Origin of the sequence: Microbacterium halophytorum (assembly GCF_002970975.1) — a bacterium.
Classification (GTDB): domain Bacteria; phylum Actinomycetota; class Actinomycetes; order Actinomycetales; family Microbacteriaceae; genus Microbacterium; species Microbacterium halophytorum.
Map to the genome: position 1 here is coordinate 75,866 of NZ_KZ672983.1, position 13,774 is coordinate 89,639.

Annotated in this window: 14 protein-coding genes; 5 read left to right on the top strand and 9 right to left on the bottom strand. The window is 70.5% G+C overall.

Going from position 1 to position 13,774, the window contains the following annotated elements:
* A complete protein-coding gene (locus tag C0010_RS03320) occupies positions 1–663 on the top strand; it encodes a ferredoxin-NADPH reductase (protein ID WP_232531703.1) in 663 nt (220 codons plus the stop codon).
* A 23-nt stretch (positions 664–686) separates the two neighbouring features.
* Complete coding sequence (locus tag C0010_RS03325) at positions 687–1,700, top strand: hydroxyacid dehydrogenase (protein WP_105565647.1); 1,014 nt, start codon at positions 687–689, stop codon at positions 1,698–1,700.
* A 126-nt stretch (positions 1,701–1,826) separates the two neighbouring features.
* On the opposite strand, the gene C0010_RS03330 is transcribed toward C0010_RS03325, so the two are convergent.
* Complete coding sequence (locus C0010_RS03330; RefSeq protein WP_105565648.1) at positions 1,827–2,405, bottom strand: TetR/AcrR family transcriptional regulator; 579 nt, start codon at positions 2,403–2,405, stop codon at positions 1,827–1,829.
* Positions 2,406–2,476: 71 nt separating this feature from the next.
* Between C0010_RS03330 and C0010_RS03335 the strand changes: the two genes are divergently transcribed.
* The 3 genes from C0010_RS03335 to C0010_RS03345 all read left to right on the top strand — a co-directional run bounded on the left by C0010_RS03335 (position 2,477) and on the right by C0010_RS03345 (position 4,825).
* Positions 2,477–3,091 carry an NAD(P)H-dependent oxidoreductase gene (locus tag C0010_RS03335; protein WP_105565649.1) on the top strand — a complete coding sequence of 205 codons (615 nt, stop codon included), beginning with the start codon at positions 2,477–2,479 and terminating at the stop codon, positions 3,089–3,091.
* Between the two features lie 131 nt (positions 3,092–3,222).
* Positions 3,223–3,588, top strand: coding sequence for an ArsR/SmtB family transcription factor (locus C0010_RS03340; protein ID WP_105565650.1), 366 nt, complete (start codon positions 3,223–3,225; stop codon positions 3,586–3,588).
* Positions 3,589–3,592: 4 nt separating this feature from the next.
* Entirely contained in the window at positions 3,593–4,825 is a 1,233-nt protein-coding gene (locus tag C0010_RS03345; RefSeq protein ID WP_105565651.1) for an MFS transporter, read from the top strand.
* Between the two features lie 83 nt (positions 4,826–4,908).
* Here the strand turns inward: C0010_RS03345 and C0010_RS03350 are convergent, their stop codons facing one another.
* The 8 genes from C0010_RS03350 to C0010_RS03390 all read right to left on the bottom strand — a co-directional run bounded on the left by C0010_RS03350 (position 4,909) and on the right by C0010_RS03390 (position 13,725).
* The gene (locus C0010_RS03350; protein WP_105565652.1) at positions 4,909–5,517 is read right to left on the bottom strand and encodes a DUF1444 domain-containing protein; all 609 of its coding nucleotides are present in this window, start codon (positions 5,515–5,517) and stop codon (positions 4,909–4,911) included.
* A gap of 252 nt (positions 5,518–5,769) precedes the next feature.
* Positions 5,770–8,010 (bottom strand): hypothetical protein, encoded by a 2,241-nt coding sequence (locus C0010_RS03360; RefSeq protein WP_105565653.1) that lies wholly within the window; start codon positions 8,008–8,010, stop codon positions 5,770–5,772.
* A 99-nt stretch (positions 8,011–8,109) separates the two neighbouring features.
* Positions 8,110–9,558, bottom strand: coding sequence for an FAD/NAD(P)-dependent oxidoreductase (locus C0010_RS03365; protein WP_105565915.1), 1,449 nt, complete (start codon positions 9,556–9,558; stop codon positions 8,110–8,112).
* On the bottom strand, positions 9,551–9,859 hold the full coding sequence (locus tag C0010_RS03370) for a (2Fe-2S)-binding protein (RefSeq protein WP_105565654.1): 309 nt from the start codon (positions 9,857–9,859) through the stop codon (positions 9,551–9,553). Before C0010_RS03370 ends, C0010_RS03365 begins: the two co-directional genes overlap by 8 nt.
* Positions 9,856–11,016 carry an NAD(P)/FAD-dependent oxidoreductase gene (locus tag C0010_RS03375; RefSeq protein WP_232531704.1) on the bottom strand — a complete coding sequence of 387 codons (1,161 nt, stop codon included), beginning with the start codon at positions 11,014–11,016 and terminating at the stop codon, positions 9,856–9,858. The genes C0010_RS03370 and C0010_RS03375 overlap by 4 nt, the downstream gene beginning before the upstream one ends.
* Before the next feature lie 5 nt (positions 11,017–11,021).
* Entirely contained in the window at positions 11,022–11,717 is a 696-nt protein-coding gene (locus C0010_RS03380; RefSeq protein ID WP_105565656.1) for a GntR family transcriptional regulator, read from the bottom strand.
* Between the two features lie 73 nt (positions 11,718–11,790).
* Positions 11,791–12,792: a proline racemase family protein gene (locus C0010_RS03385; protein WP_105565657.1), complete on the bottom strand. Its 1,002-nt coding sequence runs from the start codon at positions 12,790–12,792 to the stop codon at positions 11,791–11,793.
* Positions 12,793–12,816: 24 nt separating this feature from the next.
* On the bottom strand, positions 12,817–13,725 hold the full coding sequence (locus C0010_RS03390) for a dihydrodipicolinate synthase family protein (protein ID WP_105565658.1): 909 nt from the start codon (positions 13,723–13,725) through the stop codon (positions 12,817–12,819).
* Between the last annotated feature and the right edge of the window lie 49 nt (positions 13,726–13,774).

Here is a 13,774-nt window from a genome sequence, read left to right on the forward strand (position 1 = left end):
GTGAAGCGCATCTCGCACGGCATGTACGCGACGCTGTTCGGCGTCGTGCACCTCGCCCTCGGCGTCAATCTGATGCTGGCCGTCGTCGCCTCGCCGTTCATCGCGTTGCTCGTCACGACCGATCCGTCGCTGTCGTGGCCGCTGCTGGCGCTGGCGGCGATCCCGGCGGGCGCCGGCATCGCCGCCGCCTTCGGCACGTTCCGCGAGCACGCCTCCGGCGAGCGCTCGGTCTTCCGCACGTTCATCCGGCAGCTGCGCGCCACGGGGCTCAAGGCGCTCGCGCTCTCGTGCGCCGTCGTGACGGCCGTGGTGGTCGCCGCCGTCGACGTGTTCGTGCTCGTGCCGACCGGGGCCGGCGCCGTGCTCGCGCCGCTCCTCGTCGTGATCGCCCTGCTGGCCGTCGCCGTCGGCTTCGTCGGCCTCACGGCGCTCACGGAGGACCCGAGCGCCCGCCTGCGCGACGTCATCCGGATCTCGCTGCTGCTGGCCGTGCGCCGCCTGCCCTTCACGCTCGCCTCGTTCGCCGTGATCGGCGTGCAGGCCGCCGTCGTCGTGGCCGCGCCCGCGCTCGGCATCGGCGTGACGGCCGCCGCCTGCCTGTACGTGGTGTGGGCGGGGGCGCGGCACACGCTGCAGCCGGCGCTGAAGCCCGTCGAAGCCTGAACCGACGTCCGGAAGGACCCCGCATGACCGCCTCCCCCGCACGCCGCCCGCGCGTGCTCAGCGCCGTCGGCACCGGCGCGCTCGCGCCCCTGTCGGCCGCCCACCTCGCCCGGGAGCTCGCCGGGCACGGCGACCTGCTCGGCACGGTCGACGCCTTCCGGACCGCGGACGAGCTTCGGATGCTCGCGGCTGCCGAGGTGCTCGTGACCGGATGGCGCTCCCCGCGCATCGACGCGGAGGTGCTCGACCGCGCACCGAACCTGACGCACATCCTGCACGTCGCCGGCTCCGTGAAGGAGAAGCTCGACGACGAGGTCTGGCGCCGCGGCATCGGGGTCAGCTCGGCCGTCGACGCGAACGCGATCCCCGTGGCCGAGTACACGCTCGCGGCCATCCTGATGTCGAACAAGCGCGTCGTGCAGATCGCGCGCGAGTACCGCGAGCGCCGGGAGCTGATCGACCAGGCCGAGCTCGGCGTGATCGGCAACTACCGCCGCCGCGTCGGCATCGTCGGCGCCTCCCGCATCGGGCGCCGGGTGATCGAGCTGCTGCGCCCCTTCGACGTCGAGGTCGTGCTGAACGACCCGACGCTCGCCGACGACGACATCCGGGCGCTCGGGGCGACGCCGGCGAGCCTGGCCGAGCTGTGCGCCGGGTGCGACGTCGTCTCCGTCCACGCCCCGTCCCTCCCGTCGACCCGGAACCTGATCGATGCGCAGCTGATCGCGTCGATCCGGCCGGGCGCGACCCTGATCAACACCTCGCGCGGCGACGTCATCGACCAGGCGGCCCTGACCGCGCGGGTCGTGGGCGGCGACCTCAACGCCGTCCTCGACGTCACGGTGCCCTGGGCCCTGCCCTCGGACGACCCGCTCTACGACCACCCCAACGTGCTGCTCACGCCGCACATCGCGGGCTCGGTCGGAACCGAGGTCGACCGGATGATCGACGCGCAGGTCGCGGAGCTGCGCCGCATCGCGGTGGGCGAGGAGCTGGCCCACCCGGTGCGTTTCGAGTCGCTGGCGACGGCGGCGTAGCGCGGGCGGCCCCGCCCTCGGCGGAGCGGAGCACCGCGCCGAGGTCAGGCAGAATCGCCGAGATGAGGAAGAACCCGCCCGGTTCCGCCTACAACCGAGGATTTCACCTACGCTCGGCGCCGCGGCTCAGCGGGCGATGACCGCCGCGAGCCCGTCGGCGGCCGACTCCGCGACCTCGGGCGGCAGGTGGCCGGCGATGATGAGCTCCGCCAGCCCGTGCACGAAGGCCCACAGGCCCGCCTCCGCGCTCGCACGGGCATCCGGCTCGAGCTCGGGGGCGGCCTCGCGGATGACGTCCGCGAGGAGTTCCTCGTTCGCCCGGATGAGCGGCGCCATCGTCTCGGTCGGGTGGCCGGGCACGCACACCTCCGGGTCGAACACGACACCGAAGGCCTGCGGGTGGGCGATGGCGTAGCCGACGTAGGCGCGGCCGACCTCGCGCAGGCGCGTCGCCGGCTCCGACGCGGCGGCGGCCGCGCGCTGCGCGTCGAGCAGGCGCGACATGTGGCGCTCGGCGAGGGCCTTCAGCAGCGCCCTGCGGTCGGCGAAGTGGTGGTACGGGGCGTTGTGGCTCACGTCGGCCCGCCGCGCGACCTCGCGCAGGCTCAGCGACGCCGACCCGCTCTCGGCCAGCATCGCGTCGGCCGCGTCGAGCAGCGCGGCGCGGAGATTGCCGTGGTGATAGCCCGCCGACGATCTTGACATGAGCAAGATTCTAGTTAATCCTGACATTGCCCAGATTGTGGGCAGTGTCAAGATCGACCAGAGGAGACCCCATGTCCGCGCTCGTCATCGACGGCCACCCGAACCCCGATTCCCTCACCGCCGCGCTGGCGCGCCGGTACGCCGAGGAGCACGGCGACGCCCGACTGCTCGCCCTGCGCGACCTCGACTTCGACCCGATCAGCTACTTCGGCTACCGCGGCGAGCAGCCGCTCGAGCCCGACCTCGCCGACGCGCTCGCGGCCGTGTTCGCCGCCGATCGCATCGTCGTCGCCACCCCGACGTGGTGGGCGTCGACGCCGGCGCTGCTGAAGGGGTTCTTCGATCGCCTCCTGCTGCCGAAGGTCACCTATCGCTACCGGTCGAACGGCCTGCCGGAGGGCCTGCTCCGCGGGCGCGCCGGCCGCGTGATCATCACGAGCGACACGCCCCGCTGGCTCCTCCCGTTCACGGGCGACACGGCGGCGAAGCAGGTCGCGGCCAACACCCTGCGGTTCTGCGGCATCCGCCCCATCCGGGTGATGCGGTTCACGAACGTGCGCCACGCGAGCGAGGCGACGCGCGCCGGATGGCTCGACCGCGTCGCGAAGGCGGCGGGGCGGGATCGGGCCGCGTCGACGACCGCCACCGGCACGCCGGCGCGGGAGCGGCAGCACACACGCGCATAGGCGCAACGAGAGCGCCCGCGCACCCCACCGCGTCCCCACCCGACGGCGATCGCCCGCCGCGACACCGGCTCGGCGCCGCGAGCACGGAACGAGCACGCCCAGCCTAACGGTTCGACTGTTACTATCTGCGTATGGATGCGGATAAGCAGACTTGCGGACTGGACCCCGCGTCGGAGTACGTCGACCTCGCGGCCGAGGTGCTCGGCATCCTGAGCGACCCCACCCGCATCCGGATCGTGCTCGCGCTGCGGCAGGCGGAGGAGCTGCCCGTGAACGCGCTCGCGGAAGCGGTCGGGAAGAAGCCCTCCGGGGTGTCGCAGCACCTCGCGCGGATGCGGATGGTCCGGATGGTGACGACCCGGCAGGAGGGTACGCGGGTGCTCTACCGCCTGACCGATGAGCACGCGGCGAAGCTCGTCGTCGAGGCGATCAAACAGGCCGAGCACGCCGTCGCGAACGGGCAGATACCGCCCCACCACCACGCGCCGCGGGGGTAGCGGCATGCTCGCCGTTCTCCGGAACCCGGCTTACGCGAAGCTGTTCGCGGCGCAGGTCGTCGCCCTACTCGGCACCGGCCTGCTCACCGTCGCGCTCGGGCTGCTCGCGTTCGAGATCGCGGGCGGCGACGCGGGCGTCGTGATGGGCGTCGCCATGACGATCAAGATGGTCGCCTATGTCGTCATCTCACCCATCGCGACCGCGCTGACCGCGCGGCTGCCGCGCAAACCCGTGCTGATCGGTGCCGACCTCATCCGGGCCGGCGTCGCCGTCTCGCTGCCGTTCGTGGGCGAGGCATGGCAGATCTACGTGCTCATCTTCCTGCTGCAGTCCGCGTCGGCGACGTTCACTCCCGCGTTCCAGGCGGTGATCCCGTCGGTGCTCCCAGATGAGCGCGACTACACGCGCGCGCTGTCGCTGTCGCGCCTGGCCTACGATCTCGAGTCGCTCGTGAGCCCGATGCTCGCCGCGGCCCTGCTGACCGTGCTCACCTTCCACAACCTCTTCGTCGGCACGGTCGCGGGCTTCCTCGCCTCGGCCCTGCTGGTCGTCGCCACGCGCTTCCCGCGCATCGAGACGCCCCCGCCCGCGCCGTTCTTCGACCGCCTCACCCGCGGCGTCCGGGCGTTCTGGGCCCAGCCGGAGCTGCGCGGCCTGATGGGGCTCAACCTCGTGGTCGCGTCGACGACGGCGATGGTCATCGTGAACACGGTCGTGCTCGTGCAGGGCGAACTCGGCAGGCCGCAGACCGATGCCGCGCTGCTGCTCGCGGCCTACGGCGGCGGCTCGATGCTGGTCGCGCTCGGCATGCCCAGGCTGCTCGACACGCTGCCCGACCGCAGGGTCATGATCGCAGGCGGCGTTGTGCTGCCGGCGATCCTCCTGGCCGCGGCAGGCGCCATCGCCTGGCTCGACGGCGCCGCCCGATGGGCCGCTCTCCTGGCGCTGTGGGCGATGCTCGGCGCCGCGACCTCCGCGATCCTCACGCCATCCGCCCGCCTCCTGCGACGGAACAGCACGGAGCGCGACCGCCCCGCCGTGTTCGCCGCCCAGTTCTCGCTCTCGCACGCATGCTTCCTCGTCACCTACCCGCTCGCCGGCGTCATCGGCGCGGCGATCGGGATGGCCGGCGCGGCCCTCGTGCTCGTCGGCGTCGGCGCGGTCGGGGCGGCAGCCGCTGTGCGGTTCGGGCGGGCGCGCGCAAACACTGCTCGACGGCCGCCCCGCGGAGCGTAGGTCGCGGCGCTCACCGTACGCAATGATCGATTCGCGCTCCACTCGATGAACGAGCGCCGATCAGTCGAGTGCGCGGGGCCCGGTCAGGCGGCCGGGCGGATACCGTCGTCGTCGATGGTGTAAAGCGCCGGTGTGATGGGCTTCGCCCGCGCGGCATCGAAGAGCGCGGGCGCACCCTTGCGGAGGACATCCGCCGTGTCGGCATCGGCGGCCGCGCACAGGAAGAACTCGACCCGTGTCGGAATCGCCACGGTGAGCGCTCCCGGGATGTCGATCGTGCGACGCCAGAGGTCCGGAACCAGGATCAGCGACGCCGTGAGGTCGGGCTCGGCCTCCGCCTCGATCGCGTATCGCCCGTCGCCGCCCCCGACCTGGAGACCGCCGGCGCGGCGCGGGAGGTTCGTCAGAGCGAGCTCGTGCAGGGCATCTTCCCCTCCGACCTCGTCGAGCTGGCCGCGCTGCACGAGATCCCATGACCCGTTGGCGTCCGATGCGTATGTCGCCCACAGTCCGTTCGCGATCGGGCGCGCGTAGGGCTTGGCAGCATCCGGGAAGTCTGGGATCTGTGCGAACATCTCCTCGTTCGCACTCAGCCACGCGTCGCCGACGAGGAGCGGCACGAGGAGATCTGGCGAATGCTGCCCCGCCGCCTCCGCCGCTGCGGTTTTCTTCTTCCGTCCGAACAGGCCCATGCGCTCCCCCGCCGATCATTGGTGTGGTCGCCTCCAGCGTAGGGGCTGGACGCGACCACCGCTGAGGCGGACATGATGAGCGACAAGGCGCCCCCACCGATCGTTCCGGGCGAAGAGCTGCGAGAGGAGTTCTTGGAACCGATAGGCACCTCTCGGCACCGCCTGGCGAAGACCATCGACGTTCCTCCGCTCAGCGGAGAGCCCGTGCCCACCACGGCGAATTGTCGCGATGGGCACGGGCTCTGCAACCGATCAGCCGCAGGCGACCGCCTCATAGGACGCGGTGGTCTCCTTGCCGCCGACGATGACCGTCGCCTCACCCGCCGGAATCTCCGACTCGTGGGCGTTGAATGCCGTCGACTTCGAGGCACCCGGCTGCACGCGCGGGAACGCGCGCGTGCCGTACTCCGTCTCGACCGCGATGCTGGTCGCGCTGTCACCGGTGTTCGTCGCGGTGACGGCGACCGCGGCGTTAGGGCCGAGGCAGCGCGTGGCGGCGACGGCGACGCGCTCGCTCCACACGGCTTCGAGTTCGATCCCCGATCGGCCGTCCTCGATCTGCCAGTCGTCGCCGAGAACGTCCTCGTCGCCGATGATCCGCCAACCCGCGAACTCCGCGTCCGCGCGCGACCAGTCGTTGCCGGCCACCGCCTCGATGGCGGGGAGCTCGAAGCCCTGCTGCGCCACGCTCGACCGTACCGTCTCCTCGCCGTCGGAACTGAACGCGACGGCAACCGGCAGGATGTACGCGGACTCGCCCTGCGCCGACGTCCGCGTCGTGTCCTCGACGACCCACCGCGTCGCGTCCTCGGGCTCCGCGAGCGTCAGCGACTGAGCCGTGTCTGCGCGGCCGTCGAGCGTCAGCGCCAAGCCGTTGTCGGCGTTCACGAACACTCCGTCATAGTAGTTGGCCTCGGTGCCCACGTCCGGACGGAACTCCCACCGCTGCGCCGCATCGTCCGGGCTCGGCGACTGCCCCTCGTAGCGGACCTCCTCATCGCTGATCGCCGTGAGTGCCGCGGAACCGTCGCGCGTGGTGATCGAGTAGGACCCGTCGGCGTAGTCGATGCTCCAGACGCCCTCTCCCCACTTGGGCCAGACCACCATGTCGCGGTCCGGATGCTCGCCATCGCCCGCGTACTGATCGATCTGATACTCGACACCGAGGCTGTCTGTGACGATGCGGAACGCATCTCCGCCGAAGTCGACTTCGTCGGCCGTCACCCGCCCGGGGAGCTCCGGCGGCTGCGTGAAGTCGCCGTGGTGGACATCCGGACCCGGCTCATCCCACGGCGCAGGCATCGCGACCGGGTCGTAGATCTTCGCGAAGAACTCGTATGCCCGTGGGTCGTACGCTTTCAGCTCCTCACGCGTGTTGATCGGGCTCCGAACGCCGTCCGACCAGTCGGGCATCTCCTCCATGTTGTCGAACCAGATGGTCGTCAGCGTCGCGAAGTACTCGTCGATGTTGGAGATCGCATACGTGTTCGGCCAGAGGCCGGTGTTGTAAGCGTTCTCGTACACGGCCCACAGTTCGTCGGACAGCGTCCTGTCTTCGAGGGTCTCGATGCCGACCAGGCGCACCGCGTGACCGAACTCGTGCGCCAGGATGTTCTCGTTCGGATACTTCGTGTTGTCGAAAGCATTGTCGCTGTCGACGGTGCGTTCGACGTTGCGCGATGAGATCGACGACACGCAGTCGTTGTGCGTCGAGCCGCCGTAGCCCTCGACGTCGTACATCTCGGGGTCGTAGCCGCCCCGGTGCTCCGGCACCATGTAGGCGTTCTCGTACGCGCCGTAGACCGCGAGCGAGCACCCGTACTCGGCCATCCGCGCCGCGATGCCGGTCTCCGGTCTGCCGAGCTCGACGTCGACCTGCTCGGCGGCCATCTCGAGCACGTGCGGTTCGACGCGCGGACCCGCCTTCACCACGATCCCGGTTCCGGTCGTCACCTCCTGCGTGTAGAAGTCCGACAGCGGCACGCCGACGTACTCCGCGTCCTTGGCCGCGGCGCCGTCGTGGTCGACGATCGCACCGCCGTCGATGGTGAGCACCAGCGGCGCGTCCGGGTTTATCGAGCCGGCATAGGCGATGCTCGACAGGTGCAGGTTCTCGTCGAGCCGTGCCATGCTGTTCGCCTCGGTCTGCGCGATCTGCTGGTTCTCGCGGTCGAAGAAGATCGTGTCCGTCGGCCCCGTCTCCGGCTTCGGCTTGAGCTCGACCTCTTCGCCTCCGCTCGTCAGAGTGAAGTTCTCCGGATCGACCGCCTCGAGTTCGTCGACGTAGCGGTCCCAGTAGATCTCGAGGTACTGGCCCTCGTTGATGACGCGGACCTGCGTCACGTGCGGCCCGTCGAAGGACGGGTCCGTTGCCACGGTGCCGTCAGGGGCCACGTCGACCGCTTCCGCCTCCGCCGCGGTCGCCGGCATCGAGATCGAGGCCGCCATCAGCGCCGCTGCCACCGTTCCGAGGTACAGATTTCGCTTCTTCACGCCTTCTCCTCACAATCGCATCGTCGCGATGATCGGATCGTATGTGACATTTCACATATGACACAAGGCCTTCCGTGCACGAACCCTGCCCGAAGCGACCTACTGCGGCCCGAGATCCGCAATCTCCGCAAGCCTGATCGGCGAGGCGAGCGGGCGATTGGCCAGGGACTCCAGGTCGCCGGCCCGCGCGCCACATCCGGTGCGGCGCTCGACCAGCTTGGACAGCGGGAAGCCGCACACTCGGCCCTGGCACCATCCCATGCCGGGGCGCGCCGTCACGCGAACGTCGCGGGCGTCGTCCGCACCGAGGGCACCGACGGTTTCGTCGATCTCGGCGGCCGTGACCTCTTCGCAGCGGCACACGATCGTCGAGGGCTCGAGCCACGCGTCCCATCCGGATGGCACGGGGCTCGCCAGGTGCATGCCGACGGCGAAGCGCCGCCCGCGCGCGATCCGGCGCCTGAGCCGGGCGGCCGACGCGCCGGGAACCGGGTGCCCGAGGTCGGCGCACGCCGTCACGGCGGCGAGCTCGCCTTCCGCGCACGACTGCACGGCGCCGCCGATGCCCGTCGTCTCCCCCGCCGCGTACACGCGCGGTGACGACGTCCGCTGGTCCGCATCGACCTCGACGACCAGTGAACCGTCGACGTCGACGCGCGTGGCCAGGCCCAGCGCGATCGGCAGCTCGAGCTGCGGAGTGAAGCCCCAGCCGAGCGCGACGAGGTCGACGTCGATCGTCCGCTCCGTCCCCGGCCGCGGCGCGCCGTCGCGATCGAGCTTCTGCATGACGACGCGTTCGACACGCGACGCTCCCTCGATCCGCGTCACGGCGGTGCGCGTCCGGAGCGGCACGCGATGCCTCACGAAGGCGCCGGCGTACTCGACGCCCTCGATCAGCTTGCCCGGCTCCTGCACGGCGCGCCACGGGGTCGCGGCCCAGCGCGTCAGTGCATTGGCCTCGCAGATCGCGACCACCTCGACGCCCGCGTTCACGAGACCGGCGGCGACCGACATCAGGAACGGACCGGTGCCGGCGACGACGGCACGGCTGCCAGCGCTCACCTGGTGAGCCTTCAGCAGCGCCTGCACGCCGCCGGCGGCCATCACGCCCGGCGTCGTCCAGCCGGGGATCGGCAGCTGACGGTCGTACGCTCCCGTCGCGACGATCAAGCGACGAGCCGAGACTGCGCGGGCCTCGGGGCGGAGATCGTCCGCTCCCGCCACGACAGTGGTGCGCAGCCTCACGCCGTCGCCCGTCTCGTCGGCCCGCCACACGTGTCGGCCCGGCAGGTACCGCAGGCGGCCGCGGCTCGCCGCGCGACGAGCCCGGTCGCGGAGCGCGCGGAATCTCGCCCAGTGGTGGTGCCCCGTCGACTCGTCGCCGTCGAACGCGGCCAGCTGGGCCTCGTCCGGATGGCGCCAGAACTGCCCGCCGAACTGATTGCCGGCGTCGACGAGCGCCACCGAGAGACCTGACTCAGAAGCCGCCGCGGCCGCGCTGAGCCCGGCAGGGCCCGCACCCACGACCGCGAGATCGACGTCAGTCATCACTGCTCCCCGCGTTCGGCAGCGGCTCAGCGGGGTCTCCTGTGCGCACGTCCTGGTCCTCTCGTGCGGGCACGAGACACGCGCGCTGGTCGCGTTCGCCGTCGACGGTGACGAGGCAGTCGAAGCACACGCCGATGCCGCAGAACAGCCCGCGCGGTGCGGCCTCGCGCCGCGTCGTGCGCCAGGACGAGATGCCATGCGCCATCAGCGCGGCGCCGATGCTCTGGCCCGCGCGGAACGGCACGCGCTCCCCGTCAAATGCGAGGGCACCGCGTCCCGCCGCTGTTGCCTCGTCCGTCATGCCGCCGCCTCCTCAGGGAATCGGTCCGGATGGAACGGGGCGAGGTCGAGATCCGTCTCCTGCCCCGTGAGCGCCTGTGCCAACAGTTTCGCGATGCCGACCGACAGCCCGATGCCTGCCCCCTCCTGTCCGCCGACGTGCCAGAGCCCCGGCATGCGCGAGTCGGGGCCGATCACGGGGAGGTGATCGGGGCAGAACGGCCGGAACCCCGAGTAGGTGCGCAGCAGGTGGAGGTCAGCGAGCGCCGGGAAGAGCGCGACACCGGCGCGCGCGATCCTGGAGACCGCGTCGAGCGAGAAGCTCGTGTCGAAGCCGACGCGCTCGCGGCTGGACCCGAGCAGGATCGTCCCGCTCGGAGTCCCCTCGACGACGGGCGAGACCTGCAGGTCGGCGTCACCGCTGGCGACATCGCCGACGTAGCTGGCCGAGTACACTTTGTGCCGGATCGTCACGGGGATCGGCTGGCTCACGAGCACGAAACCGCGGCGCGGCATCACGGGCACGTCGATCTCGCCCGCGAGACGGGCGACGTCACGGACCCACGGACCCGCGCAGTTCAGCACGATGCCGGCGGAGACAACGCCGTCGGGGGTACGCACCCCCGTGACGCGGCCGCCGGAGCTGTCGATCCGCGTGACGGGCGTATGCGTGATGATCGTCGCGCCGCGTTCACGTGCGAGCTTCAGCAGGTGGTGGGTGGCCAGCAGCGGCTGCACCTGCGCGTCCTGCGGGTAGGCTGCGCCGCCCGCGAGCGCCGGGTTCAGATACGGCTCGCGTTCGCGCAGCGCCGCCGGCCCGTCGAGGTCTTCGACCCGGATGCCCATCGAACGCTGGTGGTCGGCAAGAGCGCGCAGGCTCGTCAGGGAGGCCTCGTCCGGGGCGACCATGATGCCACCCTTGGCCTCGTACTCCCACGTCGCAGCGTGCTCGGCGAGGTCTTTGCGCCACACGTCCTGCGAGTACAGTGCCAGCTCGAGCTCGGGGCCGAGCTCCTTGTCCGAGACGAGGATGTTGCCCTCGCAGTGGCTGCTCGTTCCGGATGCGATCGAGCCGCGCTCGATCACCGTGACGCTCAGCCCGGCGGACGCAACGAAGTATGCGGCCGCCGCACCCGTGATTCCTGCACCGATGACGACGACGTCGACAGATTCTCCCAACGACGTCAGCCCTCCGAGCTCTGGGACGCGCGGTCCGGATCGGACCAGTCGGTGAGGACGTGCTCGATGTGCGCGTGGATGAGGTCGCGTGCCTGCGCCCCGTCCCCGGCCTCGACGGCGTCAAGGATCTTGACGTGCTCGCGCGCCGACGCCGGCAGGAGCCCCTCCTCCGACAGCCGGGACAGACCGAACAGACGCGTCTCGGAGCGCAGCGACGCCACGATGTCGAGCAGTCGTCTGTTGCCGCCGTGGCGCATGAGCGCGAGGTGGAACTCGCTGTCCGCCGTCAGGTAGTCGACGAGATCGCCGGCGTCAGCGTAGGCGACGAGTTGGTCGCACTGCTGGCGCAGCTCTCGCAGCGCATCGGCGGGGATGAGCGGAGTCGCCCTTTCGACCGCGGGCGGCTCGATCATGAGGCGCAGCTCCGTGACCTCCACGAGATCCTGGCGCGATACCTCCGTGACTCGGAACCCGCGGTTCGGCATGACGCTCACGAGGCCCTGACGTGCGAGCTCGAGCATCGCTTCGCGGATCGGCGTCGCCGAGACGCCGAACTGCTTCGCGAGGTTCGGCGCCGAGTACACCGTGCCCGGTCGCATCTCGCCGCTGATGATCGCCGAACGCAGCGCTTCCTTCACCGTGTCGCGGATGTTGGGCTGCTTCGCGAGCGGAACCGCCCGGAACTCCGTCGTGCCCGTCATTTCTTCCCCCTGTCTCGGTGCGCCCGATTCCGCGCCGGCGCCGACATCGCATCGTCCCGCAGGATACCGGCGCTCATAGCTGGAACCCCTCAGGGAATGGGTCGGACGGGTCGAGCATGTACTGCGCCGTTCCCGTGACCCAGGCGCGGCCCGTGATGACGGGCAGAATGGCCGGGATGCCCGCGACGCGGGTCTCGCCCTCGAGTCTCCCGGTGAAGGTCGAACCGATGAACGACTCGTTGATGAAGTCCGTGTCGAGCGCGAGCAGACCTCGCGCGTGCAGCTGCGCCATCCGGGCACTCGTCCCTGTGCCGCACGGGGACCGGTCGAACCAGCCGGGGTGGATCGCCATGGCGTGCCGCGAGTGGCGCGCCGTCGATCCTGGCGCTTCGAGGTAGACGTGGTGACAGCTCCGGATTCCCGCGTCGAGCGGGTGCACCGGCTCGTCGGCCTCGTCGATGGCAGCCATGATCGCGAGCCCGGCACGCAGCAGCTCGTCTTTCCGGGCGCGGTCGAACGGCAGCCCGAGGGAGTCGAGCGTCACGAAAGCATAGAAGTTGCCGCCGAAGGCGAGGTCATACGACACCGTGCCGTATCCGGGAACGTCCACCGTGCGGTCGAGCCCGACGACGTACGACGGCACGTTGCGCAGCGTAACGCTGTCGGCGTGGCCGTCGGAGACCGCGACTTCCGCGACGACGAGACCAGCGGGCGTGTCGAGCCGGATGGTTGTGACGGGTTCGACGACCTCGACCATGCCGGTCTCGACGAGCGCTGTGGCGACGCCGATCGTGCCGTGTCCGCACATCGGCAGACAACCGGAGACCTCGATGAAGAGCACGCCGTAGTCGGCGTCCTCGCGCGTCGGCGGTTGCAGGATGGCGCCGCTCATCGAAGCATGCCCGCGCGGCTCGGTCATGAGCAACGTCCGGAGCCCGTCGCGATTCACCATGAAGCGCTGGCGGCGCTCCTCCATGGTGCTGCCTGGCAGCACCCCCACGCCGCCGACGATCACACGGGTGGGCATGCCCTCCGTATGGGTGTCGACGGCATGGAAGACGTGCTTCGTACGCACAGGTGCTGCCTCCTCGGCGGTTGTCTAACGGTACCCCTTGGCCAACACGGCCTCGGTGTCGGAGATGATCTGCGACCGGATGGGCTCCGGGATCGGCAGGCGCGGCGGGCGGGTCGTCGTGCCTTTCGGCGCGACGCCGGCGACCTCCTGCGACAGCTTGATCGCCTGCACGAAGAGCGGCTTCGAATCCCACCGGAGCAGGGGATGCAGGTCGACGTACATCTCGTGCGCACGCTTCCAGCTGGCGGGATCGCCCGAAGTGGCGAGGTTGTACAGCTCCACGGTCGAACAGGGGATCGCGTTCGGGTAGCCGGCGACCCAGCCGACGGCGCCGTTGATGCCGAGCTCGAGCACGACGTCGTCGGAGCCGATCGAGATGTCGAGACCCGGCGCCTGCTCGCGCATCGCGTAGGCGTTGCGGACGTCACCCGAGAACTCCTTCACGGACACGATCAGGCCCTCGGCGTGGAGCCGGCCGAGCAGCTGTGGGTGCAGATCGACCTTGGTGTCGAGCGGGTTGTTGTAGGCGAGGATCGGCAGTCCGACCGCGGCCACGCGGCGGAAGTGGTCCATCACCTCTTCGTCGCTCGCCTTGTAAGCGTTCGGGGGCAGCAGCATGACGGCGGGCGCGCCGTTCTCGGCCGCGTGCTCGGCCAGACGCACGCTCTCGAGCGCGCCGTATGCGCCGACACCCGGGATGACGACGGCCGTCTCGGGAGCAGCCTCCTGCGCCGTCAGGAAGACGCGCTTGCGCTCATCCTCCGTCAGCGTCTGGTACTCACCGAGCGAGCCGTTCGGAATGATCCCGGTCACGCCGTTGTCGGTCGTGAACTTCACATGCTCGGCATACGCGTCGTACGCCACAGAGAGGTCTTCGTTGAAGGGCAGCGTCGTGGCCAGATTTACGCCGTGCCACGGCTTCTTGTCGGGCATTACAGCTCCTGTTCAGGCGCCGGAGCGCCGGTCTTCGTGAGTACAATTG

Coding starts and splice junctions, on each gene's coding strand:
- C0010_RS03325 (WP_105565647.1), top strand. CDS start 687: ATGACCGCCTCCCCCGCACGCCGCCCGCGCGTGCTCAGCGCCGTCGGC.
- C0010_RS03330 (WP_105565648.1), bottom strand. CDS start 2,405: ATGTCAAGATCGTCGGCGGGCTATCACCACGGCAATCTCCGCGCCGCG.
- C0010_RS03335 (WP_105565649.1), top strand. CDS start 2,477: ATGTCCGCGCTCGTCATCGACGGCCACCCGAACCCCGATTCCCTCACC.
- C0010_RS03340 (WP_105565650.1), top strand. CDS start 3,223: ATGGATGCGGATAAGCAGACTTGCGGACTGGACCCCGCGTCGGAGTAC.
- C0010_RS03345 (WP_105565651.1), top strand. CDS start 3,593: ATGCTCGCCGTTCTCCGGAACCCGGCTTACGCGAAGCTGTTCGCGGCG.
- C0010_RS03350 (WP_105565652.1), bottom strand. CDS start 5,517: ATGGGCCTGTTCGGACGGAAGAAGAAAACCGCAGCGGCGGAGGCGGCG.
- C0010_RS03365 (WP_105565915.1), bottom strand. CDS start 9,558: ATGACTGACGTCGATCTCGCGGTCGTGGGTGCGGGCCCTGCCGGGCTC.
- C0010_RS03370 (WP_105565654.1), bottom strand. CDS start 9,859: ATGACGGACGAGGCAACAGCGGCGGGACGCGGTGCCCTCGCATTTGAC.
- C0010_RS03380 (WP_105565656.1), bottom strand. CDS start 11,717: ATGACGGGCACGACGGAGTTCCGGGCGGTTCCGCTCGCGAAGCAGCCC.
- C0010_RS03390 (WP_105565658.1), bottom strand. CDS start 13,725: ATGCCCGACAAGAAGCCGTGGCACGGCGTAAATCTGGCCACGACGCTG.